A 22,667-nucleotide genomic window follows, 5' to 3' on the forward strand; every position below is an offset into this window, starting at 1 on the left:
AGACGTCCATCGCGGGTGGGGTGCCGGGATGCGTCGCGCTCTCCGGAGCCGGAGCAGCGCGGCCTACGCGCGCAGGTTCACCGAACTCTGCGGTACCCGGGCATCGGATGCGCCCCGGCCCAGGGTCGTGACATCGCCGCTCTATCGGGCGTCGACAACCGTCCAGCCGCGACGGTGCAGCTCGGCCAACACCTTGCCGGCACAAAGAGCCCAGAAAATCACGGCCTCGTCGTGATCACGGCCCACAATCTTGAAGCCGCTGGCCAGCACGGGGACGCGACCGAACCGGCAGATCGATACAAGGCTGGTGTGCGTGACCCGGAACTCACCGAACAAGGACGAAACCGTAAGCTGCCGTTCCCCGACGCGGAGCCGAGCCAGCGGCCAGGTCGCGTGTCGGTTGGTCCGAAAGTCCGACCCCAACGACCGTACGTCGCGATCGATGTAGGCAACGCCCCCGCGAACGCTGAACTCCGCCTCGGGCATGCGGCGATCATCGCAGGTACCGGCAACAGGTTCTGTCGGGTAAAGCCGGCCCGCCGATCGATCTGCCCGCCTACTGAGTTCTCCCTGGCCTGCGCCACTGGGCTCTGGAGGAGCCTTCCACCCGATCACGGCAGAGGTCTGCACTCGGCCCGGACGCTGACCCCTCCTCTCGTACGCGCTTCAGACCGCCCGAACTTCGGCAAGCCGCTTGACCGCGTACTCATCGTCCCAGCAGACGGCGGCTTCCCATGCGGCCGATGCTTGTGCGGCAACGTCGTACGCGCCGTCGTCGAGGCCGGCGGCGTTGTCGGGCAACACGAGGTCGAGGTCGGGGACGTCGACGTGTGACTCGTCCCAATCGACCAGCGCGACCTGATCTGCGGTCATGCGGACATTGCCAGGGTTGGGGTCGCCGTGGACGACGCATGTCTGACGCCCGGCGAGCCGGGCCCACGCGGCTCGGCATCGGACAACGCCCTCAGCGGGCATCACGCCGAGATCGATCTTCGTCCCGGTCTCGGCGTGCAAGAGGTCGGTCGACGATCGCCAGCCTGGGCGCTGCGGCCAGCCCTGCGTCAACCGATGCAGCTCCCGCAGCGTACCGGCCACGCGACGCCAGTCGGTTTGCGTCTCGGGCGGTCCGCCCTCCAGGTAGGTCATCACCATCAGACCGTCGGCGAACAGCCGACCGTCCGTAGTCGGGATCGGCACCGGCACAGTCAGACCTGCACGATCGAGGTACTGGAGGAGTTCGGTCTCCCACGCGAGGTCGGCGTCGCTCCTGGCACCGAGACGACCGACCGCGCGGCGCCCGTCGACGCGCACGATCCACACGTCGTTGGCGACTCCGCCAGCAAGCCGTTCGATGCGAGCGGCGTCTTCACCCCACTGCTCGAGTGCCTCCCACCCCACCTGCCACATTTTAGGGCGTTCCGAACATGACTGTTCTCGACATGATCGGACGCCGCAGCCGATGGGTCGGCCGAGACACCTGGATCGGGGTTGAAGGTTGCCGGTCCAGGGTTGGACGCCCGCGCGTAGGTAGGAACGCTGATCCGTGTCCGATCAGGTTGCATCGTTCCGCTGCAATGGTCAGGGTGACCGCCGCTGCCACGTTGCGCCCCCGTCCGGCCGCTCTGGGCTCGCTGGCCGAGCCGATCATGTTCGCGTTCAGCGTTCCGGCTGCGATTGTGGGCGGCCTGACGGTCGGTCTACCGGCCGCCGTGGGAGTACTGATGATCATGTGGCCGCCCGCCTTGGCCGGATGGATCTATGCCGCGCTGCGCCGACGCAACCTCCGGCTCGAGTTCGACGACGAGTGCCTGGTGCACGTGAACGTATGGCGGCAGCGCATCGTGATCCCGCGGACGGAGATCAGGGCGGCCCACGTCCTCTCGTTCGACGGTCCGGCCGGTGTGCCCGCCCAGGTCGTCATCGTCATGGGGCGGGACGGCGCGGTCGCACTGTCTCTATGGGAACCGCGATGGAACGTCGACCGTACGACCAAGTTCTTCGGAGGGCTGGTCCGGGTATTCGGGCAACCTCTGGGAGACACCCTCGATACCGTCCGCGCGGCGATCCCGGGCCTGCCCGTACCGTTCCGGGTGGCCCACCCGTTCCTCGCGGTGCTCGCGAAGTGGGCGGCCTTCACGGGCTACGTGGCACTGGTGCTGGGGCTCGTTGTCGCCGTGGCTACGTAACGCTTCACCGCATAGAGCCGGGACGGGGCAGGTACCGCTCCGGCCAGCACCGGTCCTCGCCGATCGGGCATGCTTCCGTGCGACGGTAGCCACGGGAGCGGACCACGTCTACGAGATTCAGGCTGGCTGGCCTCGCCAGATCGAAATCGATGAAGGCGGCGGTCGGCGCCGGCTCGATGCTGGCGGCAGCACGGGCTGGACCATCCCGGGGCGCGATGCCGGCGGGGCGTCGGCGGTGCTGTGCGTGTGGAGTACGTGTCCAGAGTGTCGCGACCGCCGCTGGACGGGCTGATCGACGACCTTTACTACCTGGAGGGTACGCCGCCGTACGCCCGGCTGACGCTGCCGCCGATGCCGGCGGCGTTGCTCATCGTCAACCTCGGCGCGCCGTTCCGCATCCGCGCCGGCGCCGACATCGAGACGGCCGAGTACGCCGACGGCTGCGTGGTCACCACGCCCAGCCGCGCGTTTGAATTCGGCTACCCACTCCCGACCCGGTCCGTCGGCGTGCACTTCAAGCCGTGGGGGCTAGCGCCGTTCCTGCCGATGCCCGCGGCCGAGCTGTGTGACCGGCCGGTGACGATAGAGCAGGTCTGGGGCCGGCCCGCCATTGCCGAGCTGCGAGACCGGCTGGCCACGGCGGACGGACCGCACGAGATGCTGACGCTGCTCGAGGAGGAGCTGATGCGACGGCTCTGCGAGACCGCCGGCCTGGGACTGGTCAGCCATGCGAGCAGCGTCATCGCGGCGACCAACGGTGCGGTGGCGATCGGCGACCTGAGCGTGGCAGCCGGTGTCAGCAGCACTCATCTGGCACAGCGGTTCAAGGAGCTGATCGGCGTCACGCCGAAGCGGCTGGCCCGCACCTACCGCTTCGCCGCCACCGTGTTCGCGATCAACCCCGCCGTTCCGATCGACTGGGGCGACCTCGCCGGTGGCGCGGGGTACTTCGACCAGGCCCACTTCGGGCACGAGTTCCGGGCGTTCACCGGGCTCACGCCGACCCGGTACGTCGAAATCCGGCGGCGGTTCCTGCGCGAACATCCCGGCCACGCGCTGGACGGCTGGCCACTGCCGGCGGATTGATTTCTTACAAGAGCGAGAGCCTACGTCACGCTAATTTAGGGGCATTCCAGAGCAGAGGAGAGCCCCGTGGGCACAGTGGTCATGTACAGCTCGGTGTCGGTGGACGGTTTCGTCGCGGACGAGAATGACCAGCCCGGACCGCTGTTCGACTGGTTGTCCAACGGTGACGTCCCGTTGGACGAGAGCGGCGCGGTGAAGGTGTCGCAGACGTCCTACGACTACACCCGGCCGTACTGGGACCAGATCGGGGCGACAGTCGTCGGCCGCCACGTCTTCGACCTGACGGACGGCTGGGACGGGAAGCCTCCGGGCGGGATCGACCACGTGGTCGTCGTGACGCACCGGCCGGCGCCTGAGGGCTGGGACCCCGAGGCGCCGTTTCACCTCGTCGACGGCATCGAGGCAGCCGTGGCCAAGGCGCAGGAGCTTGCGGGTGACCGCATGGTCGAGGTCGCCGCTGGCGACGTCGGTGGCCAGGTGCTTGCCGCGGGCCTGATCGACGAGGTGCGCATGGACGTCGTACCCGTCGTGTTCGGGTCCGGCAAGCGCTACTTCGGGTCGGTCGACGCGCAGCACCTGCTGGAGGATCCTGACGTGGTGATTCAGGGCAACCGGGTGCTTCACCTGCGCTATCGGGTGCGCCGTTGACCGATCTGAGCGGTACGCGAAGAACCCACCGCGACCGTGACACAAGATCGGGTCAGCTGCGGCGAATTCAACTCAAGATCACTGGTTGCACCTTCTGTCGACCACCAGGACCGGGCCGGTTGGGTACGTTCATCCCCGTGACCGACTTCGTGATGCGGCGATGGAACCTGGCCCACTACCCGGGAGACCAGGCCCCACCTCATCGACACGACCGCTCCGACGAGGGATTCGTCGTGCTTCGAGGTCGTCTGGAGGTCCTGGTCGGTGCCGAACGGAGGATCCTTCGGCAAGGCGATCACGTGACCATTCCCGCCGGTACGACACACACGTTCGCCACCGTCGACAGTGAGGGTGCCGACGTCATTGCCGTCATGACTCCCGAGGTCGACCAGCTGGTAACGGCGCTGCACGCCGCAGCCACAGACGAGGAGCGGGCCGCTGTCTGGGAACGCTACAACTCCGCATTAGCGCCGGCCGATCGCTGAGTCGGTGCGCCCGGACGGCGGCAGAAGCTGATGCCGTGATCCGGCCGTCTGGTGGTTGTCGCGGTGTTGCCGAGGCGCGGCAGAATCGTGAACCATGTCCACGTACCCCGATCCTGATGTTCTCTATCCGGAGGTTGCTGCTCACGGGAGCCTTGCGGCGGCACTGCGAGCGGTCGCCGTCGAGCAAGGGTTGTCTGTTCCCGTATCGGGGACGGAGTCCCGCTCGATGTACAACGCCGTCGTTCCCACCGCTGTCCCACACCGCGAGGAACTGCGGGTCTCCGCATGGCACGCGGAGCGTCAGTGGGCCATCTGGGGTGGCGAGCGTGCCCAAGGTCTGCCCCTCATCCAAGGAGAGACGCTGGATCTCGCTCAGATCGTCCGTGCCGCGCAGGCGTGGCACGACGGGGTGCCCCTGACCGGCATTGCCCGGGCCGCACCGTTCGTGAGGTTGACCGGACGGTTCGAGGTGCCCGACGGCGATCCGGCCCGGTTGATCGAATCGGAGTGGTTGTGCCTGCGTAAAGAGGCAGCGGAGGTGGACTGGCCCGAGCACCACGCGCTGATCGAGGCCGCGTACGCCGAGCCGGCGCTACGGCAGTACTACCCCTTCAAGAGCCATTGGACCTTGCGGTTCTCCACCAGCATCCGGCCCAAGCTCACCATCGTTCCCGTGTGCATACTTGCCGGGCTGGGCGAGGACTACACCGTCAGCGCGGGCTACCGGCAGCAACACCTTGGCGAGACCGCAACGGCGGAGGACGCGGTGGCGTTGGCGGTGCGCAACCTACCCGCCGACTTCACTCTCGGCTGAGGCGACCCGGCACGGTACACCGAACGACACCACGGTGCGGAGAGGAACCGTACGATCCGGCGGTGATCGAGACGCCGCCACCCGTCGCGTACCTTGGCCTGCCGCTGTGGCTTGGTCCTCCGGTGCTGCTGATCATCATGGTGACTCGGGTACGGGTGGTACGCATCGTATTCGGAGTCGGGCTGTCCGCCGCTCTGACCCTCCTCTTCGCCATCACCTTCGAGCTACTGCAGGGCCAGGGTCTGCCAAACTCGAACGAAGGGTTGGTGCTCTGGGGACCGACCACGCTCGCAGTGTGCGCCATAGCCCTCCTGGCCGATCGATGGCTTTCGCGGCGTCGAGGCGCCGGCCCCCGCCTGGAGTCAGGACAGAACCGGCGAGGATCGGTGGCGGGCCCGGGTGCGGCTAAGTTGCTGACGACAGCTTTCGTCGCCTGGTCAGCACTTTGCGGCTGTTGTACCTTCAGCCCTGCGGCCGTCGCCCTCGACCTGCGCCTCGACTCGCCTACACCGGGTCTCGTGCTGCCATTAGCGAAAGACCTGACCCTGGTCGCCGCCGACCGAGACTGCGGCTCGCAGACGTGCTCCGATACCTACCTCATCGGCTCACCCGACCAGGCCAGGGTGCGGGAGCTTACGGACCGCCTCTGGACGCACCTGGTCGCCACCAAGGGTTGGGAGCGTTTGCGTGACGACGCCGGATGCCAGCGGCCCGGATGGTTCCTACGGAACGAATTCTGCCTTTTCGTCGATGTCGAACGGACCGAGCCTGTCGCCGTGCTCAGCGTCCGCGTGACAGGGGCTTTGACTGTGGCCTCACTACCGCCCGTGACAGGGTACTGATCGGCCCGGGGAACGACGCGCGTCCAGCTCGTCGGCGGGCGACCGCGTCCGCGAGCGCCTGCGTCCCGATGGGCCCACCGCATCGTCATAGCCAGCGGGAAACTCGTCAGCCACCTGCCGAGCGAGCGGCCCGCTGGTGAGGGCCGCACGACCGCTGGACGGGCATGGGGTTCGGGGCGATACCGCAGGAACCTGCCTCGAGCTGCCAAGACCACGGCGAGATCGACAGCTCGGGGCGGGCACCGAGTGATGAGGGGGTCGGTCAGCGGCGGCGCGGTACCCAGTGGAGGAACCGGCCGGCGAGCAGTGCAGGGTGTACCTCGGGCAGCTCTTGCAGAGCGCGGGCAAGGTGGCTGCCGAGATACACCATCAGGCCCACCCGATCGCCCCGGAACCCGGTAAGCAGCGTCAACCGCGCATCCTGGCACGGCCAGTCAGCGCCGCAGAACCGGCACCGGTAGGAGGGATGCACCGGCACGTGCCGCCGCCAACGCTCCTCGCGGCCGATCATGGCAGCGCCGATCGGGCTCTCTCGGCTCGACGCGCCCGCGCGGCCGGCCCGGGCGTCAACCCATTGCCCCGGCCCGCCTGGGGTCGCCGCGATGGCGCGTTCCACAGTGGATCGCGAGCATTCTGCGCCCTGGGCCGAGCCGGCGGCACCGCACTGTCCGCCGTGACGCGCACGGGAGCCGAGGCGCGCACGGCCGCCCGGTAATCGGCCGGGGAGAGTGGCGGCACCTTCGGGGCGTACGGCATCGGGACCGGTTCGACCGAGTCCGGGCACCGCCAGCGGAAGCCGCACCGGCAGTACCGCCAGAGGCGACGCCAGTCCCGCCGATGCCGCGCTCCTGAGCCGACCAGGAAGTCGATCAGGAAGTCGATCAGCGACCGGTAGAGCGTCCTCATCACATACCTCCTCGGGTGTTTTGGCGGGAGCCGGTCTCGGTGGGGAGAGCTGAGACCGGCTCCCGATGCGAGTTCCACCCGGGCGCTTGACGGTCACCGAGCGGTCCTGCTGCTGCCACTCTCGGTGCCCCCACAACAGACATGCAACGGTCTAAGCTGATGCAACCCTCGCTAGTCGTTCCTTTTTCACAATCCACCGAAAACAGTCCCAGAATCGATCGACTGATTGCTTCAAATTGAGACAGGAGGTCCGGTGATGACGGACGCGGGGTCGTCCATACCGCGCAGGCAACTCGGCCGGATTCTGAGGCAGGCTCGCGAACAGGCCGGGCTCTCCCTGGAGGCCGCCGGCACCGACCTCGAATGGTCACGCTCCACGATGTACCGGATCGAGGGCGGTCAGGCCGCCGTCAAGGCGCGGGACGTCGAGGCGATGTGCCGGCTCTACGGCACCTCGGCCGAGATGACCGAGGCGCTGAAGAAGCTCGCCGCCGAGACCAAGGCGAAGGGGTGGTGGCACGCCTACGGTGACACCCTGCCGGCCTGGTTCGAGCTGTACGTCGGTCTGGAGGCCGCAGCCTCCCGCCTCCGCCACTGGGAACCCGCAGCACTGCCCGGCCTGCTTCAGACAAGGGAATACGCCGAATTTCTGCTCCGATCGCACCCGGATCTACCACCCCGCGAGGTCGGACGCCTGGTTGAGGTCCGGATGGAGCGCCAGAAGATTCTGAAGCGTAGACATCCGTTCCCGCCCCGCCTTGAGGTGATCGTGGACGAGAGTGTGCTGCGCCGGCCCTTTCCCGGGATGGCGGAACAGCTCGTCCACCTGCACACGCAGGTCAGCGACGGCACCGCAGCCATTCGTGTCGTACCGCGATCCGCTCCACCCAACTACGCGCTGACGAACGGTGGGTTCGTCATCCTGGAGTTTCCGACCGCCGGTCTCCGGACCCCCGAGCCTGCCACCGTGTACAGCGAGTCCCTGACCGGTGCCCTGTACCTGGACAGGCCGAAGGAGGTAGCGACGTACGCTGTTGCTTGGAAGGTGCTCGAAGGGTTGTCACTCGACCCGGAACAGTCTGCGGACCTACTGATACAGATCGCCAAGGAGATGCAGCGATGAGCGAACTAAGCGGCGCAGTGTGGCGAAAGTCGAGCCGGAGCAACGGGGCTGGCGGGCAGTGCGTTGAAGTCGCCGACAACCTGTCCGGCGTCGTACTCGTCCGGGACACCAAGGACCGCGAAGGTGGCACGCTGTCGTTCGCTCCCGCACCGTGGCGAGCCTTCGTCAGCTTCGCAAAGCAGGCCCCGACCGGCTGACCCGCCGACGTACTCGCCCGGCCCCCCTCGGGCCACACCGGCAGGAAGCATTATCGGCAAGGAGATGAGCGATGACTGACCAGTCCGGCGCAGTGTGGCGCAAGTCCAGCCGGAGTAACGGCTCGGGCGGCGCCTGCGTGGAAGTCGCCGACAACCTCTCCGGCGTCGTACTCGTCCGGGACACCAAGGACCGCGAGGGCGGCACCTTGACGTTCACCCCCGCACCCTGGCAAGCCTTCGTCGACCTCGCGAAACAGGCCCCGACCGGTTGAGTTGGGCCGGCGTTCGAGCCGATGTCGGCGAGGCGTAGATCGGGGTCAGCCCGCCCCCGGTAGCCCGACGTTGGACGGTGCGACCCGAGCGCAATGGGTCTGCGGCGGAGACTGTCGAGCTGCCCCGCTTGTGCTCCCGGTCTACCAGGCGCGGTTCGGAGCCGATCCGAGGCGCATCGACGGCGGACGCGACGTCCTCGGAGGACGAGATTGCCCACCAGAACGACCTCGCGCTCCTGGTGGGCACAAACGGGGCAGCTCTACAGTCTCGGCCACAGAGGTTCCCCAGGAGGCCGGCGGCGGGACAGGCGACGCCAGGTCCATGCTGGGCCTCGCCCTTGAGGGGATGACCGGCTCCCGATCGGGTACCAGACCGGGATGAACGGTTCGACACTCGCCAAGACCGGACTGGCCACCGCGCTGACCGCCGCCGCCGGCTCGCTTGCCACCGACCCCAACTCCGCCTGGTACCGGTCGCTGGACAAGCCCGCGTGGCAGCCGCCTCCGGCGGCCTTCCCCGCCGTCTGGACCCCGCTCTACGCCTCGATCGCGTTCGCCGCCGCCCGCGCCCTCGACGCCAGCACCAGCGCCACGCAGCGCAGCAGGTTCCGGCGGACGTACGCGATCAATCTGGCCCTGAACGCCGGCTGGAACGCGCTCTTCTTCCGGGCCCGCCGGCCACGGCTCGCCCTGGCCGAACTGGTCCTGCTGAACGCGGCCAACGCCGCCCTGCTGCACCGAGCCTGGCGGGCGGACCGGGTGGCCGGGGCGGCGCTCCTGCCCTACCTGGCCTGGACCGGCTTCGCCACCGCGCTGAACGCCACCATCGCCGCCCGCAACCCGGGCCGCTGACGTACCAGGAAATGGGCGGCGGGGTCCGGTCGGGCCCGGCATCGGGTATGGTTCCCAGCGTGACGCGTTCGTATCGATGGTTTAGTCAGCCGGCTCCGGAGCCGGTGACTCAGCCATGACCTGACGTCACCAAGATCCAGCAGAGCCGGCTGAAGCAGGGACATCGTCCCTGCTTTTTCCATGTGATCAGCCGGCTCGGCTCCCGGGCGCCGGCCCCGGGGTGGCGGTCGGCAGAGAGGGAGCCTCGACGATGACCACCACCGGGATGGGTCGGGTCAGCGACCAGCGCATCGACCGGATCGTGCCGCTGACCACCCCGGCGCTGCTGCACCACGAACTGCCCCTGGACCAGGCGTTGGCCGATGCCGTGCTGGACGGCCGACGATCGGTCGCCCAGGTGCTCGACCGGGAGGACGACCGGCTGCTGGTCGTCGTCGGCCCGTGCTCGGTGCACGATCCGGCGGCGGCCCTGGACTACGCCCGACGGCTGCGGGTGGCGGCGGCCGAGCACGCCGAGGACCTGCTGGTGGTGATGCGGGTCTACTTCGAGAAGCCCCGCTCCACCGTCGGCTGGAAGGGCCTGATCAACGACCCGGGGCTGGACGGTTCCGGCGACGTGAACGCCGGGCTGCGGGCCGCCCGTGCGCTGCTGCTGGACGTCCTGCGGCTGGGGCTGCCGGTCGGCTGCGAGTTCCTGGACCCGATCACCCCGCAGTACATCGCCGACACGGTGGCTTGGGGCGCCATCGGCGCCCGTACGGTCGAGAGCCAGGTGCACCGGCAGCTCTCCTCCGGCCTCTCCATGCCGATCGGGATGAAGAACCGCCCGGACGGCAGCGTCGGCACGGCGGTCGACGCGATCCGGGCCGCCGGGGTGCCGCACGTCTTCCCCGGCATCGACGTCTCCGGGGCTCCGGCGATCATGCACACCCGGGGGAACGCGGACTGCCACCTGGTGCTGCGCGGCGGCCGGGGCGAGCCCAACTACGACGCCGAGTCGGTGGCCGAGTCGCTGGCCCTGCTCCGGGCGGCCGGGCTTCCCGAGCGACTGGTGATCGACGCGAGCCACGACAACAGCGGCAAGGACCACCGCCGGCAGCCGGTGGTCGCCGCCGACGTGGCCCGGCAGATGGCGGACGGCCAGCGCGGCATCGTCGGGCTGATGCTGGAGTCGTTCCTGGTACCCGGCCGGCAGGACCTGGACCCGACCCGGCCGCTGGAGTACGGGCAGTCGATCACCGACGCCTGCCTCGGCTGGCCGGAGACCGAGGAGGTGCTGGCGGACCTGGCGGCGGCGGTCCGGGCCCGGCGGGTGGCGGCACCGACAGGTACCGCCCTGAACTGACTGTCCGGGTCGGCGGCGGCCGGTCGAGGCCGCCGCCGGGGACGCCTCCGGGGACGCCTCCGGGACTGGCGGGTGTGACGTAGCAGTCAGTTGGGAGATCCATCGGGACGCAACCGTGCGGTTCGGTGCGGCGTCTGGATCAATAGGGCGAAAGACGCGCGTACGGTTGTGCTCGCGCCGGCCGCCCCGCCCGCGACCTGCCCGCCAGCATCCAGAGGTTCACGCGAACATGCCGAAATTTCGCCGACGCAGCCTGATCAAGGCCGCCACGCTCTTCACCTGTGCCCTGCTCGCCGGGGTGGTGGTCGCCGGGGCGGCGTTCCCGGCCGTGGCCATGTCCGGACTGGCGGCGAAGGCCGGCGCCGACTCGTTCCAGGACCTGCCCACCGAGTTGACCGTGCCGCAGGTGCCGGAGGCGACCCAGGTCTTCGCCGCCGACAACAAGACCCTGATGGCGACGTTCTACGACGAGAACCGCCAGGACGCTCCGCTGCCCGAGATCTCCCAGGCGATGCGGGACGCGATGATCGCCGCCGAGGACCACTCGTTCTACCGGCACAACGGGATCGACGTGAAGGGCTTCATGCGGGCCCTGGTCTCGAACTTCACCGGCAACTCCCGGCAGGGCGCCTCGACCCTGACCATGCAGCTCGTTCGGATGTCGATCACCTACGGTGCGACCGACCCGAACGACGTGGTCGCGGCCAGCGAGGACACCAACGCCCGGAAGCTGCGCGAGATGCGCCTGGCGGTGGCGCTGGAGAACAAGCTGACCAAGGACCAGATCCTGGAGCGCTACCTCAACATGGCGCCGTTCGGCCACGGGACGTACGGGGTGGCCGCGGCGAGCCGGTTCTACTTCGGCAAGGAGCCGAAGAACCTGACCGTGCCGGAGGCGGCGATGATCGCCGGTCTGGTCAAGTCGCCGAGCTACTACGACGCGCTGGACAGCAAGGGGCCGGGCTACGGCCGCACGGTGGACCGCCGCAACTGGGTGATCGGGCAGATGCGGGAGACCGGCGCGATCACCGAGCAGGAGAAGGCGGCGGCGCTCGCCACCCCGCTGACGGTGAAGGGGCAGCGGCCGGCCAACGGCTGCACCAGCTCGGTGCACAACGACTGGGGCTTCTTCTGCGACTTCTTCTACCGCTGGTGGATGGATCAGGAGGCGTTCGGCAGCAGCACCTACGACCGGGAGCGGCGACTCAAGGGCGGCGGGTACCGGATCGTCACCACCCTGGACCCGGCGGTGCAGAAGGCGGCGTACAAGAACGTGCAGCAGTACCTCCCCACCGGCCGGAAGGACGCCCTGATGGTGGCGGCCGTCGAGCCGGGCACCGGCCGGGTACGCGCGCTGGCCACCAACCGGACGTTCGGGCTGGACAACCCGGTGAAGCCGAAGAACCCGATCTCCAGCAACCCGAAGCAGGCGGACGCGGGGATGCGGGCGACCTATCCGCGTACCACCAACCCGCTGCTGACCGGTGGCGGCGACGTCGCCGGATATCAGGCCGGGTCGACGTTCAAGATGTTCACCATGGTGGCCGCGCTGGAGCAGGGCTACCCGCTGAGCCACACCTACAACGCCCCGCAGCGCTACCCGTCGAAGTACTCGGCGGAGCGCGGCACCGACTCGGCCTGCACCGGCACCGAGCGGTGGTGCCCGGGTAACGACAACGCGAGCATGGCCGGCGTGCACGACATGTGGAGCGCGTTCGGCCGCTCCGTCAACACCTACTTCGTACCCCTGGAGGAGCGGGTCGGGGCGGCGAAGGTCGTCGACGCGGCGCAGCGGCTCGGCATCAGGTTCCGGCAGCCGGGCGAGGCGGCGATCGCCAAGGACCCGGTCCAGGCCGACGGCTGGGGTTCGTTCACCCTCGGTGTCTCGGCGACCACCCCGCTGGACCTGGCCAACTCGTACGCCACGCTGGCCGCCGACGGGAAGCACTGCACGCCGATCCCGGTGCAGGAGGTCAAGGACCACACCGGCAAGGTGCTCGACATCGCCAAGCCGCACTGCGAGAAGGCGGTGGAGCCCGAGGTGGCCCGGGCGGCGATCGACGCTGCCCGCTGCCCGGTCGGCGACCAGTCCGCCTACGGCAGGTGCCGCGGCGCGACGGAGGCGGACGCGCACCGGGTGGTGGGGCACCCGATCGCCGGTAAGACCGGTACCACGGACAGCGAGCGGACCGCGTCGCTGGTGACCATGACCACGACGCTCTCGGTCGCCGGCATCATGGCCAACCCGGACTGGCCGGAGACCACCACCGACATGGACCACGACATCGTCAACCCGGCCGTCTACGAGACGCTGGCCGACGCGATGAAGGGGAAGCCGAAGAAGGACTTCCCCCGGCCCGGCGAGAAGCTGGTCTACGGGGACCAGCGGTCGGTGCCCTCGGTCACCTGCCGCTCGGTCGACGACGCCACCTCGGCGCTGCGCAACGCCGGGTTCAAGGTCGAGGTCGACCCGAACCGGGTGGCCTCGAACTGCCCGGCCGGTGCGGTCGCCGGCACCGACCCGGACGGCCGGACCGTCTCCGGCGGCGTGGTGATGCTGCGGGTCAGCAACGGCCAGCCTTCGACCAACGGTCCCGGCGGCGGCCGGCCCTCGACCGAGGGCGGCACCACCGGGGGTACGGTCAGCGACCGGCCCGGACGACGCGGCTGACGCCGACTCCGGGGCTGACCGGCCCCGGAGATGGGTACGCCGCCCATGGCGAGAGCCATGGGCGGCGCGGTGTCGGTGTGCAGGTCGCCTCTCGGCGAGTGGCACGACGCGGCTCCAGCCGGACGGTATTCCGCGAAGGCAATAGGGTGAGGCCCGGGGACACTGGACACACCGACAGTCCTAGTCAACCTCGGATCCGGGCCCGGTGTTCCGACCTTGGCCGTGACGCATGTCACCAGCTGCGGAAACCGGACGGCAGGTGCGCATCGGTACGGGTTTGGCCGATCCGACACCGGGTAGCTGATCTCCGTGACCGACCAACCGGCCCCGGACGAGTCGACCAGTCCGGAACTCGACGCCCTGCTCGACGACCTCTACTCCGGTCAGGAGCGGCTCACCCAGGCGGAGATCCAGCGACGGGCGGTCGCCGCGGACGTCTCCGCCGAGCTGCTGACCAGGATCACCGCGCTTCCCGAGGGCGAGTACGCGGTCGACGAGGTAGCCGACCTGCTCGGCGGTACGGCCGGCTGACCCCGGAGGGCGAGGAGAGAACCGATGACCGAAGACGACCGGCCAGAGCAGGCTCGCCTGGCTCCGCTCGGCCAGCCGCCCGGAGAGACGGATCCGCAGGACGATCCGGACTTCACCGCCGAGCACGACAAGACGGCGGTGGACGAGGAGATCATCACGGACAGCGACACGGAACGTGAGCCGGAGTCGCCCCGGGGCTGGTCCGGCATGCAGCGCTGACTTCTCCGCACCACGGCCGATCCGCCCCGACCCACCGGGCCGCCTCCGCTACCGGGAGGCGGCCCGCTGATCTTCCTGTCGGGAGGCGCGGCCGCTGCGCGTCCTGTCTGTTGGGAGGCGCGGCCCGCTGCGCTTCCTAGCGGGAGGCGGCCCGCTGTGCGACGGCGTAGCCCATCTGGAGGAAGTCGGAGGCGGCCACGGCGGTGAAGGCGGTGGCCACGAGCCGGGTCAGCCGGGGGGCCAGCACCAGGCCACCGGTCAGCCCGGTGGAGACCCAGACGGCCAGGCAGAACGGGCAGCTCAGCAGTTCGCCGACGGCGTGCCTGGTCGAACTCCCCTCGTCGCGTACCTGCTCCATCACCTCGCCGCTGCCGATCGGCCGGTCGTAGCGGGTGAACGGCGCCCGCAGCGGGCTGGTCACGGCGTCCTTGGAGAGCAGCCGGCTGAGCTTGTGGGTGGCCACCGAGAGCAGTACGACGTCGGAGACGCTCGGCCGCTCGGGTACCCGCCGCCCGGTCGTCTTCGCCGCGATGCCCAGCGCCAGCGCCACCCCGGCGTAGGTGCCCATCGTCGCCAGGTAGCCGCCGAGCGGCCGGTGCTCGTCGGGCGCGTACGCCTGCCGAAGTCGCGCCACCCTGTCCCGTACGTTCATCCCGCCTCGTTCCGCGTTCCGCGTGCCGTCCGATGCTGCCGCCCGCCGTCCGCTCCGGGGCACGGCCATCCCCGCTTCCCCCGCGTGGGTGCGCTCACCCGGGGGTGAGGTTGTCGTCGACCTCCCGGGCGAGGCCGGCCAGCGACTCGTCGGCGATCTCGTGCAACCGCTGCTCGGAGGGCTCGCCCTCCAGTTCGAGTCGTACCGTCGCTCCCCCGGCGTCGACCGGTGAGACCTGCAACCGGGCCGACCAGTCCGGGGAGCCGGCGCTGCGCCACCGGGCCCGCAGGTCGGCGGTGGAGAGTTCCGGCCGCGGCCCGCCGTCCTCGCGCAGCGGCGCGGGCAGCCAGGCCGAGACCCGGTCCGGGTCGGTGGCGGTACTGAACACCACCTCCGGCGGGGCGGACATGCCCCGCTCGGCGCGGCCCGTCACCATCCGCCGTCCCGCAGGCGGCTCGGGTCGACCTCCCGGCCCGGGTGCCGGGTCAGGTACTCGGTCTCCAGTTCGGCGGTCCGCCGCAGGTGGTTGCCGAGCGCGGTGTCGGCGGCGTGCCGGAGGGTGTCGAGTCTGGTCCGGTGCAGGCTGTGCATCTCCCGGAACAGGTCCTCGTCGCTCAGCTCGGCCGGGTCGACACCGAGGGTCTCCTCCTCGGCGCTCACGAAGTCGCTGGCGGTGCCGCCGCGCCGGACCGGGTCGCCGTCCCACTGGCCGACCCGCTGTTCCGGGCTGGCGTCGATCGGCGCCCCGACGTCGGCCGGGGAGAACTCGTCGTGGCGTACTGATTCGGACATCGTCGCCCCCGATAACTCGTTTGGGTGGACGACTAGACGGTTGCCCAAACCGGGTACCGCCAAACCCCGCCCCGGCGCGGCGACACTACGACGCCGCGTCGGAGACGACACCGACCCGCCCGGTACGCTCGGGGGCATGAAACGGCTGTGCACACCGGCGTGGATCCTGCGTCACGTGTTCACCGTCGCGGTGGTCGTCGGCTTCCTGGCCCTCGGTTGGTGGCAGATCAGCCGGGCGCTGGCGGGCAACACCCTGAGCTGGGCGTACGCCTTCGAGTGGCCGATCTTCGCCGGGTTCGTCGTCTTCCTCTGGGTGCGGGAGGTCCGCTACACGCTGCGCGGTGGCCGGCCGCCGGCCGCCGAGCCGGCAGCTCCGCCGGCCCGGCCGGGCACCCCGGGGGTACGCCGACCGGTGCGGACGGCCCGGCCCCGGCTGGCCGCCGAGGGCCCGGAGGATCCGGCGCTGACCGAATACAACCACTACCTCGCGTGGCTGAACGCCAATCCCGGCGCCCGGCCCGCCGACTATCCCGGCCTGGGCCGGCAGCAGGAAGGATGAACCGTGGGCGCAGCCCTGACCCGCTACCGTGTGGTCGCTTACGTCGTCGGCGTCGTGTTGATCGCGCTCGTCGTGGTGGGCATGCCGCTCAAGTACCTCTGGGACGATCCGATCGTCGTCGAGACGATCGGCCCGGCACACGGCTTCCTCTACATGGTGTACCTGGTCGCCACCTTCGACCTGGGTCGCCGGGCGCGCTGGCCGCTGGGCCGGATGGTGCTGGTCATGCTCGCCGGGACGATCCCGTTCGTCTCGTTCTTCGCCGAGCGGGCGGTCACCCGGCAGGTACGCGAGCCGGAGCCGGTGGCCGGCTGAACCCCGGTCCGGGGCGGCCGCCGATCGCGGGCCGCCCCGTTCGTCCATCGGGCCGTTTATTCATTCGAATGTCTCGCGATAGGCGAGGTCAAACCGCGTGCTCGGCGACACCGGTTGGACCGGAACGTGAATGAATCACGCCGCCGGGTCGCTTTTCACGTGTTGCGGAGCCCGTCGACGAATGCCTGCCAGGCCGTCGTGCCGAACAGCAGCGACGACTCCGGATCGACCGAGTCGCGGACGGCGGCACCGCCGGCGACCTGAGCGACCTCGACACAATGCTGCGATTCGCATCGAGTGCTCTTCCGCCAGACGAGCTCGGCGGAACCAGTCTGTGACATGCGCCCTCCCGGCAACTAATACTGTTGCGGCAGATGCCGCGACAACGGACAGAGGCTACCCGTCGGCCCCCATTCCGCACAGCCCGGAATATCGCGATTATGATGTGCGTGTCGATAATGGACACAAACGGTGATGGCGTGGTCGCGGCAAGCAGGGACGCTGGTGGAACGGGGCGGGCCCGTGTAACCTGCACAAAAGTCTGGCAATCTGGCAGGTAGCCGGTAGCCAGGTGGCAGGTTGCCGGGATCAGAATGAGCCGGGTCCACCCTCGCTCGGCCGCCGGGGCGCCGTTTGAAGGGAGCGTTCCCGATGACTACGGCGTACGGCCCGACCGTGGGTCGCCGCAAGCTCCGTTCGGCGATCCGGCGGGCCAGGGAAGCCGCCGGGTTCACCCAGGAGCAGGCGGCGCTCGCCATGGACTGGTCGCTGTCCAAGCTGATCCGGATAGAGGCGGGATACGTCTCGATATCCACCAACGACGTCAAGGCGTTGCTCAATTACTATCAGGTGCGCGATCCCGCACAGGTCGCCGAACTGGTGCAACTGGCCCGGGTCTCCCGACAACGCACCTGGTGGTCGCAATATCGTGACGCACTGCCACCCGCCTATTATTCGTACATCGGTCTGGAGGCGGAGTCCTCCGAACTCTATTTCTACCAGTCCGTCGGCATGCCGGGACTGCTTCAGACCCAGGCGTACGCGCAGGCGGTCCTCAAGACGGCAATTCCCAAACTCGACGATCCCGACGAGGCACAGACCTCCGTCGCATTGCGGCTGCGCCGCCAGCAGGAAATGCTCGGTCGCCCCGATCCGCCGAACATCGTCGTGGTCTTCGACGAGGCGGCACTGCACCGGCAGACCGGCGGGCCGGCGGTCATCCGGGAACAGCTCCTGCATCTGGTCGGCCTCGCCGAATCCGGCCGGATCACCGTCCAGGTGCTGCCGTTCACCTCCACCGTCTACACCCCGCTCGGCCAGTTCGTGATCGTGCGCTTCGCCGGTGGGGAGGACGCGGACGTGGTCTATCTGGAGAGCACCGGCCTGGAGGACGTACTCGACGACCCCGACGCGGTGACCGCGCACCTGCGGACCTTCACCGGGCTCCGCGAGGCGGCACTGAGCCCGGCCGAGTCACTGCGCCGGATCTCCGAGATCGCCGCCGACTTCGCCGGCTGACCAGCGTCAACCACCGGCCGGTCCGGCGGGCGCCGCCGCCGGACCCCGTCGAGGGTCCGGCGGACCGCGCCTGGCCAGGTCCCGGCTAGGACATCGGCTCGTAGGGGGTGTCCGAGGCCGGCGGGTACGCCAACCCGCCCAGCCGGGCGGCTTCCCGGGCGCGGATCAGTGCCCGGGTCACCTGACCGAACTGCCGCTCGTGGTCGGAGCTGAACAGCAGCACCGTCTCGCCCCGGTACTTTCCCCACAGCTCGTAGGCCGGCGGCCGCCACCGGTGGCCCACCAGGGCGAGGCCGACCGGTACGAAGGCGGCGAGCCCGAGCCCGGCGTACGTGGTGGCGGGGAGCCGGTAGAGGTCACCGGTGTAGCCCAGCGCGACCCCGATGCCGACCAGTACCGCGGCGGTGACCAGCACCGCGCGCAGCGTCAGCCGGTCGTGCGGCCCGCGGGCGGTCTGTAGGTGGGTGAGTTCGGAGATCGTGAACCTGCGGCCGGCGACAATGAAGGCCTCGTTGGTGATCCGTACGCCGGGTTCCCGGTAGATGTCGACGGGGCGGGGACGGGCCAGTCCAGATACCTCGAATGACGCGTCTGGCAGGTGGACCTGGGGGCGAGTAGGCTCCATTCTTGCCTCCAACGGCTCCTGAGGCGGCTGTGTGGATGGTTCGTAGAGATCGGCATCTGGTGGCAGCCGGATGCCGATCGTCTTGCGGGCGTGCGGGGCGCAGGCTGGCCGCCCGGGACTACGGCTGATTCATTGCACGCGACCTCGCCCCCCTGCTGGCGACTACGCCGTGTACTGCTACGCCGGACCCCCGGAAAGCCTTGTCGACTCCCGCATTCATTGTGCGAAGGGCACACCAGCAAGTGGAAGGGACGCAGACAGCCACCTGGCAGATTTCCAGGCGGCAGCCGGGCTTCCCGTCGCCCTGTGCCCGGTTCCGTGGTGGTTTGCCCATACTCAGCCCGGGCCGCCATCCGCCAACACCGACCTATCGGGCGAAGAGCCGGAGAGCGGCCGGAGAAGCCGCCCGCCGCCGCCCGACATCACGGCTCGGACGGAGTGCGGCACGTTCAGTGATCACGACATTCGGGTTATCGCTCGCCACTGCCGCATCTCACCCGCCCGCCACTGTCGGTAATGCCGACCCCGGGCTACGTTGAACCGGCCGGCCCGGTCGTCAGTCATCCCCCCGGGTGGCGCCGGCCCGGTGTCGCCGCAGGCAGCAGTCGCGGTGGCGCAAGGCCGCCACCGGCTGGATTGCGGTGGCGCAAGGAAGAAGGGTTCTGCACACGTTGTCTTCGGTGCGGATCCTGCTGCGTACCCTCGTCGCGGCCGGCCTCTCGGCGGCACTTCTCGCCCCGATGTCGGCGGCCCGGGCCGAACCCTCGGCCGGCGAACTCACGCAGCGGATCAACAAGGCCTCAGCCGAACTGGAGCAGGTCGTCGAGTCCTACAACAAGCTCAACGAGGAAATCAAGGAGAGCAAGGCCGCCGCGGCGACACTCAGCGCCCGGATCGGACCGCTGCAACAGCAGGCGGACCAGAGCCGGGCCGAGGTGGCCGAGCTCGCCAGCCGGGCGTACAAGCTCGGTGGCTTGAGCACGGCGAGCGCGTTGCTGAACCGGGGCGACGCCAACACCCTGGTGAACCGGCTCGGTGCGCTGGAGCAGTTGGCCCGGGACCGGGACCGGCAGATCGCCGGGTTCGAGGCGACGCAGCGGCAGTACACCGAGGAGAAGGCCCGGCTCGACGCCACGTTGGCCCGGCAGACCGCCCAGGCGAAGCAGTTGGCCGCCGGCAAGAAGCGGATCGAGGGCGAGCTGGCCAAGCTCTACGAGATGCGCCGCGAGGCGTACGGGTCGGCGACCTCCTCCGGCAGCAGGTACACCGGCAGCGTCCCGGCCGTCTCCGGCAAGGCCGGCGTCGCCGTCCGGTACGCCTACGGCGCGATCGGCAAGCCGTACGTCTGGGCGGCCGAGGGGCCGAACGGCTACGACTGCTCCGGGCTGACCCTGGCCGCCTGGCGGGCCGCCGGCAAGTCCCTGCCGCACAACGCCGCGATGCAGTGGGACAGGGTGGCACACATCGGCCGTGGCGAGCTGAAACCCGGCGACCTCGTCTTCTACAGTGGACTCGGCCACGTGGCGCTCTTCGTGGGCAGCGGCAAGGTGATCCACGCGCCCCGGGCCGGCGAGAGCGTCAAGCTGGCCGACGTGGACATGATGAACCCGTACGGCTACGGACGCGTCCGCTAGCTCAGCCGCAGCTCAGCTCAGCTCAGTTCAGCTCAGCTCGGTTCAGCTCGGTGTTGCTCGCGCGCCGGAGGGGTCACCTCCGGCGCGCGAGCGCGTTGTCGACCAGTACGTCCAGCAGCTCCGGATAGTCCATCCCGGCGACCTGCCAGATCCGGGGGTACTGCGACACCGGGGTGAAGCCGGGGAAGGTGTTGACCTCGTTCAGCACCGGGTGCACGCCGTCGCGGAGGAAGAAGTCGATCCGGGCCAGGCCGGCGCAGCCGAGCGCCCGGAACGCCCGCACCGCGAGGTCGGAGAGTTCGGCCGTCACCGCGTCGTCCAGCCGGGCCGGGACCTCGAAGACCGTCTCCGGGTCGTCGTACTTGGCGTCGTAGTCGAAGAAGGGCCGCTCCCCAGTGACCCGGATCTCCAGCGGCGGACCGACCTCCAGCCGGCCGTCCGGACGTTCGAGCACCGCCAGGTCGATCTCGCGGCCGGGGACCGCCGCCTCGACGAGCACCTTCGGGTCGCTCGACCGGGCCCACTCCAGCGCGGCCGGCAGTTCGGTCCAGTCGGTCACCCGGGTCACCCCGAGGCTGGAGCCGGCCCGGGCGGGCTTGACGAAGACCGGCAGGCCGAGCCGGCGCAGCTCCGCCTGCGGCGGCACACCCTCCGGATCGGTGGGCTTGGACACCACCGCGTCGGCGACCGGGATCCCCTCGGCGGCGAGCAGCTTCTTGGTGAACTCCTTGTCCATCCCGGCGGCGCTGGCCAGCACGCCGTTGCCGACGTACGGCACGCCGGTCAGTTCCAGCACCGCCTGGAGGGTGCCGTCCTCGCCGTACGGGCCGTGCAGGGTCGGAAAGATCACGTCGGTCGTACGCAGCCGCTCGATCGCCTCGAAGACGGTGACCGGGGTCCCGGTGCCGAAGACCCACTGCCCGGTACGGGTGATCAACACCGGTTCCGGCCGGTAGCGGGCCGGGTCCAGGTTCGCCAGCACGCTCGCCGCCGACCGCCGGGAGACCCGGTGCTCGCCGCTGCGCCCGCCGGAGAGCACCGCCACCCTGATCGGTGACACCGCAACCCCGAGGGGTGACACCGCGACACTGAGGGGTGACTCAGACACTGACCCGCTCCCGTCCGCTGCCCAGCCCGGCCCGCACCGGCAGGTAGCGCCGGCCGACCCGGGATCCGATGCCGGTGAAGATCTCGTGCGGGTTGGTACCGGCCCAACCGGCCCAGTCGACGACCGTCGGCTCGCCCCGGTCACCGGGACCGAGGAGCAGCACCTCGTCGCCGGTACGCACGGGCAGGTCACCGACGTCGACGACGATCTGGTCCATGGTCACCCGGCCGGCGACCCGGCACCGGCGGCCCTGGATCCAGACCTCGGCCGCCCCGGCGGCGGCCCGGGGGATCCCGTCCGCGTAGCCGACCGGCACCAGCGCCAGGGTGGTCGGCACGGCGGTGACGTGGTCGTGCCCGTAGGAGATGCCGGTGCCCGCCGCGACCCGCTTGGTGAGGATGACCCGGGAGCGCAGGGTCAGCGCCGGGCGCAGTCCGGCGGGCAGTCCCGGCAGCGGCTCCACGCCGTAGACGGCGATGCCGGCCCGGACCAGGTCGAAGTGCGTCTCCGGGCGACCGACCAGGGCGGCCGAGTTGGCCAGGTGCACCAGGTCGGGCGCGAGCCCGGCTGACCGGGCCAGCGCCAGTGCCCGGCCGAACCGCCGGAGCTGCGTCCTGTCCCGCGCCTCGGCCGGCACCTCCCCGCCGGCCAGATGGGACCAGACCCCGCGTACCCGGATCCGCCCGACGGCCTCGAAGCCGCGCGCCAGGCGTACCAGCTCGGGCCACTCGCCCTCGGTGGCGCCGTTGCGGGAGAGTCCGGTGTCGACCTTGAGGTGCACCTCGGCCCGTACGCCGGTCCGGGCCGCACCGGCGGCGATCCCCCGCAGGTGCGGCACGGAGGCCACCGACAGGTCGATCCGGGCCGCGACGACCGGGGCGAAGTCCTCGTCCTCGGCGTGCAGCCAGCAGAGCACCGGCGCGTCGACGCGGCCGGCTCGCAGGGTGAGCGCCTCGGCCCGGGAGGTCACGCCCAGCCATCGCGCGCCGGCCGCCAGCACGGTCCGGGCCACCGGCAGGGCACCGTGTCCGAACCCGTCCGCCTTGACCACGGCGAGCAGCTCCGCGCCGGTCCGGCCGGCCAGGGTACGGGTGTTGTGCGCGATCGCGTCGAGGTCGACCACCGCCTCCGCGAGTGGTGTCAGGCCACCTGCTCCGCCGAGTTTGATCACGTTGCGTGAGACTAGGAGGCGTCTGTGCGGTTTTCGTGAAGGCGAGGTGCGAGAACCGTTCGACCACGTGCCGACCGGGCTGCCCCGACCGGGCCGGCTCGACGCGGTGCCCGAGC

Annotated in this window: 28 protein-coding genes; 18 read left to right on the forward strand and 10 right to left on the reverse strand. The window is 70.0% G+C overall.

Going from position 1 to position 22,667, the window contains the following annotated elements; all coding sequences use genetic code 11:
- Positions 1-141 precede the first annotated feature (141 nt).
- A complete protein-coding gene (locus tag C6W10_RS37470; RefSeq protein WP_159104713.1) occupies positions 142-336 on the reverse strand; it encodes a hypothetical protein in 195 nt (64 codons plus the stop codon).
- 330 nt (positions 337-666) lie between these two features.
- Positions 667-1,407, reverse strand: a complete 741-nt coding sequence (locus C6W10_RS22290) for a phosphotransferase (protein ID WP_369936790.1) — start codon at positions 1,405-1,407, stop codon at positions 667-669.
- 176 nt (positions 1,408-1,583) lie between these two features.
- On the opposite strand from C6W10_RS22290, the gene C6W10_RS22295 reads away from it, so the two are divergent.
- The 6 genes from C6W10_RS22295 to C6W10_RS22320 all read left to right on the forward strand — a co-directional run bounded on the left by C6W10_RS22295 (position 1,584) and on the right by C6W10_RS22320 (position 6,061).
- Complete coding sequence (locus C6W10_RS22295; RefSeq protein WP_159104714.1) at positions 1,584-2,186, forward strand: hypothetical protein; 603 nt, start codon at positions 1,584-1,586, stop codon at positions 2,184-2,186.
- A 264-nt stretch (positions 2,187-2,450) separates the two neighbouring features.
- Positions 2,451-3,272: a helix-turn-helix domain-containing protein gene (locus tag C6W10_RS22300; RefSeq protein ID WP_107260196.1), complete on the forward strand. Its 822-nt coding sequence runs from the start codon at positions 2,451-2,453 to the stop codon at positions 3,270-3,272.
- A 66-nt stretch (positions 3,273-3,338) separates the two neighbouring features.
- Complete coding sequence (locus C6W10_RS22305) at positions 3,339-3,920, forward strand: dihydrofolate reductase family protein (RefSeq protein ID WP_107260198.1); 582 nt, start codon at positions 3,339-3,341, stop codon at positions 3,918-3,920.
- 137 nt (positions 3,921-4,057) lie between these two features.
- Complete coding sequence (locus tag C6W10_RS22310) at positions 4,058-4,405, forward strand: cupin domain-containing protein (RefSeq protein ID WP_159104715.1); 348 nt, start codon at positions 4,058-4,060, stop codon at positions 4,403-4,405.
- Between the two features lie 94 nt (positions 4,406-4,499).
- On the forward strand, positions 4,500-5,219 hold the full coding sequence (locus C6W10_RS22315; RefSeq protein WP_107260202.1) for a DUF6193 family natural product biosynthesis protein: 720 nt from the start codon (positions 4,500-4,502) through the stop codon (positions 5,217-5,219).
- 62 nt (positions 5,220-5,281) lie between these two features.
- A complete protein-coding gene (locus C6W10_RS22320; protein WP_107260204.1) occupies positions 5,282-6,061 on the forward strand; it encodes a hypothetical protein in 780 nt (259 codons plus the stop codon).
- 262 nt (positions 6,062-6,323) lie between these two features.
- Here the strand turns inward: C6W10_RS22320 and C6W10_RS22325 are convergent, their stop codons facing one another.
- Positions 6,324-6,677, reverse strand: a complete 354-nt coding sequence (locus C6W10_RS22325; protein ID WP_234361383.1) for a hypothetical protein — start codon at positions 6,675-6,677, stop codon at positions 6,324-6,326.
- A 546-nt stretch (positions 6,678-7,223) separates the two neighbouring features.
- Here C6W10_RS22325 and C6W10_RS22330 point away from each other — a divergent pair.
- The 8 genes from C6W10_RS22330 (at position 7,224) to C6W10_RS22365 (ending at position 14,177) form a co-directional block, all read left to right on the forward strand.
- The gene (locus C6W10_RS22330; RefSeq protein ID WP_107264185.1) at positions 7,224-8,090 is read left to right on the forward strand and encodes a helix-turn-helix transcriptional regulator; all 867 of its coding nucleotides are present in this window, start codon (positions 7,224-7,226) and stop codon (positions 8,088-8,090) included.
- Complete coding sequence (locus tag C6W10_RS22335; protein WP_107260206.1) at positions 8,087-8,287, forward strand: DUF397 domain-containing protein; 201 nt, start codon at positions 8,087-8,089, stop codon at positions 8,285-8,287. The genes C6W10_RS22330 and C6W10_RS22335 overlap by 4 nt, the downstream gene beginning before the upstream one ends.
- Before the next feature lie 71 nt (positions 8,288-8,358).
- A complete protein-coding gene (locus tag C6W10_RS22340) occupies positions 8,359-8,559 on the forward strand; it encodes a DUF397 domain-containing protein (RefSeq protein WP_107260208.1) in 201 nt (66 codons plus the stop codon).
- Between the two features lie 378 nt (positions 8,560-8,937).
- A complete protein-coding gene (locus C6W10_RS22345) occupies positions 8,938-9,411 on the forward strand; it encodes a TspO/MBR family protein (protein ID WP_107260210.1) in 474 nt (157 codons plus the stop codon).
- Positions 9,412-9,661: 250 nt separating this feature from the next.
- Positions 9,662-10,756 (forward strand): 3-deoxy-7-phosphoheptulonate synthase, encoded by a 1,095-nt coding sequence (locus tag C6W10_RS22350; RefSeq protein WP_107260212.1) that lies wholly within the window; start codon positions 9,662-9,664, stop codon positions 10,754-10,756.
- A gap of 229 nt (positions 10,757-10,985) precedes the next feature.
- The gene (locus C6W10_RS22355; RefSeq protein ID WP_107260214.1) at positions 10,986-13,427 is read left to right on the forward strand and encodes a penicillin-binding protein; all 2,442 of its coding nucleotides are present in this window, start codon (positions 10,986-10,988) and stop codon (positions 13,425-13,427) included.
- A gap of 300 nt (positions 13,428-13,727) precedes the next feature.
- Positions 13,728-13,958, forward strand: a complete 231-nt coding sequence (locus C6W10_RS22360) for a hypothetical protein (RefSeq protein WP_199853526.1) — start codon at positions 13,728-13,730, stop codon at positions 13,956-13,958.
- A gap of 24 nt (positions 13,959-13,982) precedes the next feature.
- Positions 13,983-14,177: a hypothetical protein gene (locus C6W10_RS22365; protein WP_107260218.1), complete on the forward strand. Its 195-nt coding sequence runs from the start codon at positions 13,983-13,985 to the stop codon at positions 14,175-14,177.
- Positions 14,178-14,313: 136 nt separating this feature from the next.
- Here C6W10_RS22365 and C6W10_RS22370 read toward each other — a convergent pair whose 3' ends face one another.
- The 3 genes from C6W10_RS22370 to C6W10_RS22380 form a co-directional block, all read right to left on the reverse strand.
- On the reverse strand, positions 14,314-14,829 hold the full coding sequence (locus tag C6W10_RS22370; RefSeq protein WP_107260219.1) for a DUF1360 domain-containing protein: 516 nt from the start codon (positions 14,827-14,829) through the stop codon (positions 14,314-14,316).
- Between the two features lie 94 nt (positions 14,830-14,923).
- Positions 14,924-15,265, reverse strand: coding sequence for a hypothetical protein (locus tag C6W10_RS22375; RefSeq protein WP_107260221.1), 342 nt, complete (start codon positions 15,263-15,265; stop codon positions 14,924-14,926).
- Positions 15,259-15,621, reverse strand: coding sequence for a DUF6158 family protein (locus C6W10_RS22380; RefSeq protein ID WP_234358930.1), 363 nt, complete (start codon positions 15,619-15,621; stop codon positions 15,259-15,261). Before C6W10_RS22380 ends, C6W10_RS22375 begins: the two co-directional genes overlap by 7 nt.
- A gap of 136 nt (positions 15,622-15,757) precedes the next feature.
- On the opposite strand from C6W10_RS22380, the gene C6W10_RS22385 reads away from it, so the two are divergent.
- Positions 15,758-16,180, forward strand: a complete 423-nt coding sequence (locus C6W10_RS22385) for a hypothetical protein (RefSeq protein WP_107260222.1) — start codon at positions 15,758-15,760, stop codon at positions 16,178-16,180.
- Positions 16,181-16,183: 3 nt separating this feature from the next.
- Complete coding sequence (locus C6W10_RS22390; protein ID WP_107260224.1) at positions 16,184-16,495, forward strand: DUF3817 domain-containing protein; 312 nt, start codon at positions 16,184-16,186, stop codon at positions 16,493-16,495.
- Between the two features lie 155 nt (positions 16,496-16,650).
- Here C6W10_RS22390 and C6W10_RS22395 read toward each other — a convergent pair whose 3' ends face one another.
- Positions 16,651-16,836, reverse strand: coding sequence for a DUF397 domain-containing protein (locus C6W10_RS22395; protein ID WP_107260225.1), 186 nt, complete (start codon positions 16,834-16,836; stop codon positions 16,651-16,653).
- A gap of 310 nt (positions 16,837-17,146) precedes the next feature.
- Between C6W10_RS22395 and C6W10_RS22400 the strand changes: the two genes are divergently transcribed.
- Complete coding sequence (locus C6W10_RS22400) at positions 17,147-18,013, forward strand: helix-turn-helix transcriptional regulator (RefSeq protein WP_107260227.1); 867 nt, start codon at positions 17,147-17,149, stop codon at positions 18,011-18,013.
- Positions 18,014-18,098: 85 nt separating this feature from the next.
- Here the strand turns inward: C6W10_RS22400 and C6W10_RS22405 are convergent, their stop codons facing one another.
- Entirely contained in the window at positions 18,099-18,638 is a 540-nt protein-coding gene (locus C6W10_RS22405) for a DUF6232 family protein (RefSeq protein WP_234358929.1), read from the reverse strand.
- 671 nt (positions 18,639-19,309) lie between these two features.
- Between C6W10_RS22405 and C6W10_RS22410 the strand changes: the two genes are divergently transcribed.
- Positions 19,310-20,272, forward strand: a complete 963-nt coding sequence (locus tag C6W10_RS22410) for a C40 family peptidase (RefSeq protein WP_107260229.1) — start codon at positions 19,310-19,312, stop codon at positions 20,270-20,272.
- Between the two features lie 73 nt (positions 20,273-20,345).
- Here C6W10_RS22410 and C6W10_RS22415 read toward each other — a convergent pair whose 3' ends face one another.
- The gene (locus C6W10_RS22415) at positions 20,346-21,332 is read right to left on the reverse strand and encodes a D-alanine--D-alanine ligase family protein (RefSeq protein ID WP_199853727.1); all 987 of its coding nucleotides are present in this window, start codon (positions 21,330-21,332) and stop codon (positions 20,346-20,348) included.
- A 40-nt stretch (positions 21,333-21,372) separates the two neighbouring features.
- A complete protein-coding gene (gene alr, locus C6W10_RS22420; protein ID WP_234361384.1) occupies positions 21,373-22,551 on the reverse strand; it encodes an alanine racemase in 1,179 nt (392 codons plus the stop codon).
- Positions 22,552-22,667 lie beyond the last annotated feature (116 nt).

Source organism: Plantactinospora sp. BB1 (assembly GCF_003030385.1).
In the GTDB taxonomy this organism is placed as follows: Bacteria; Actinomycetota; Actinomycetes; order Mycobacteriales; family Micromonosporaceae; genus Plantactinospora.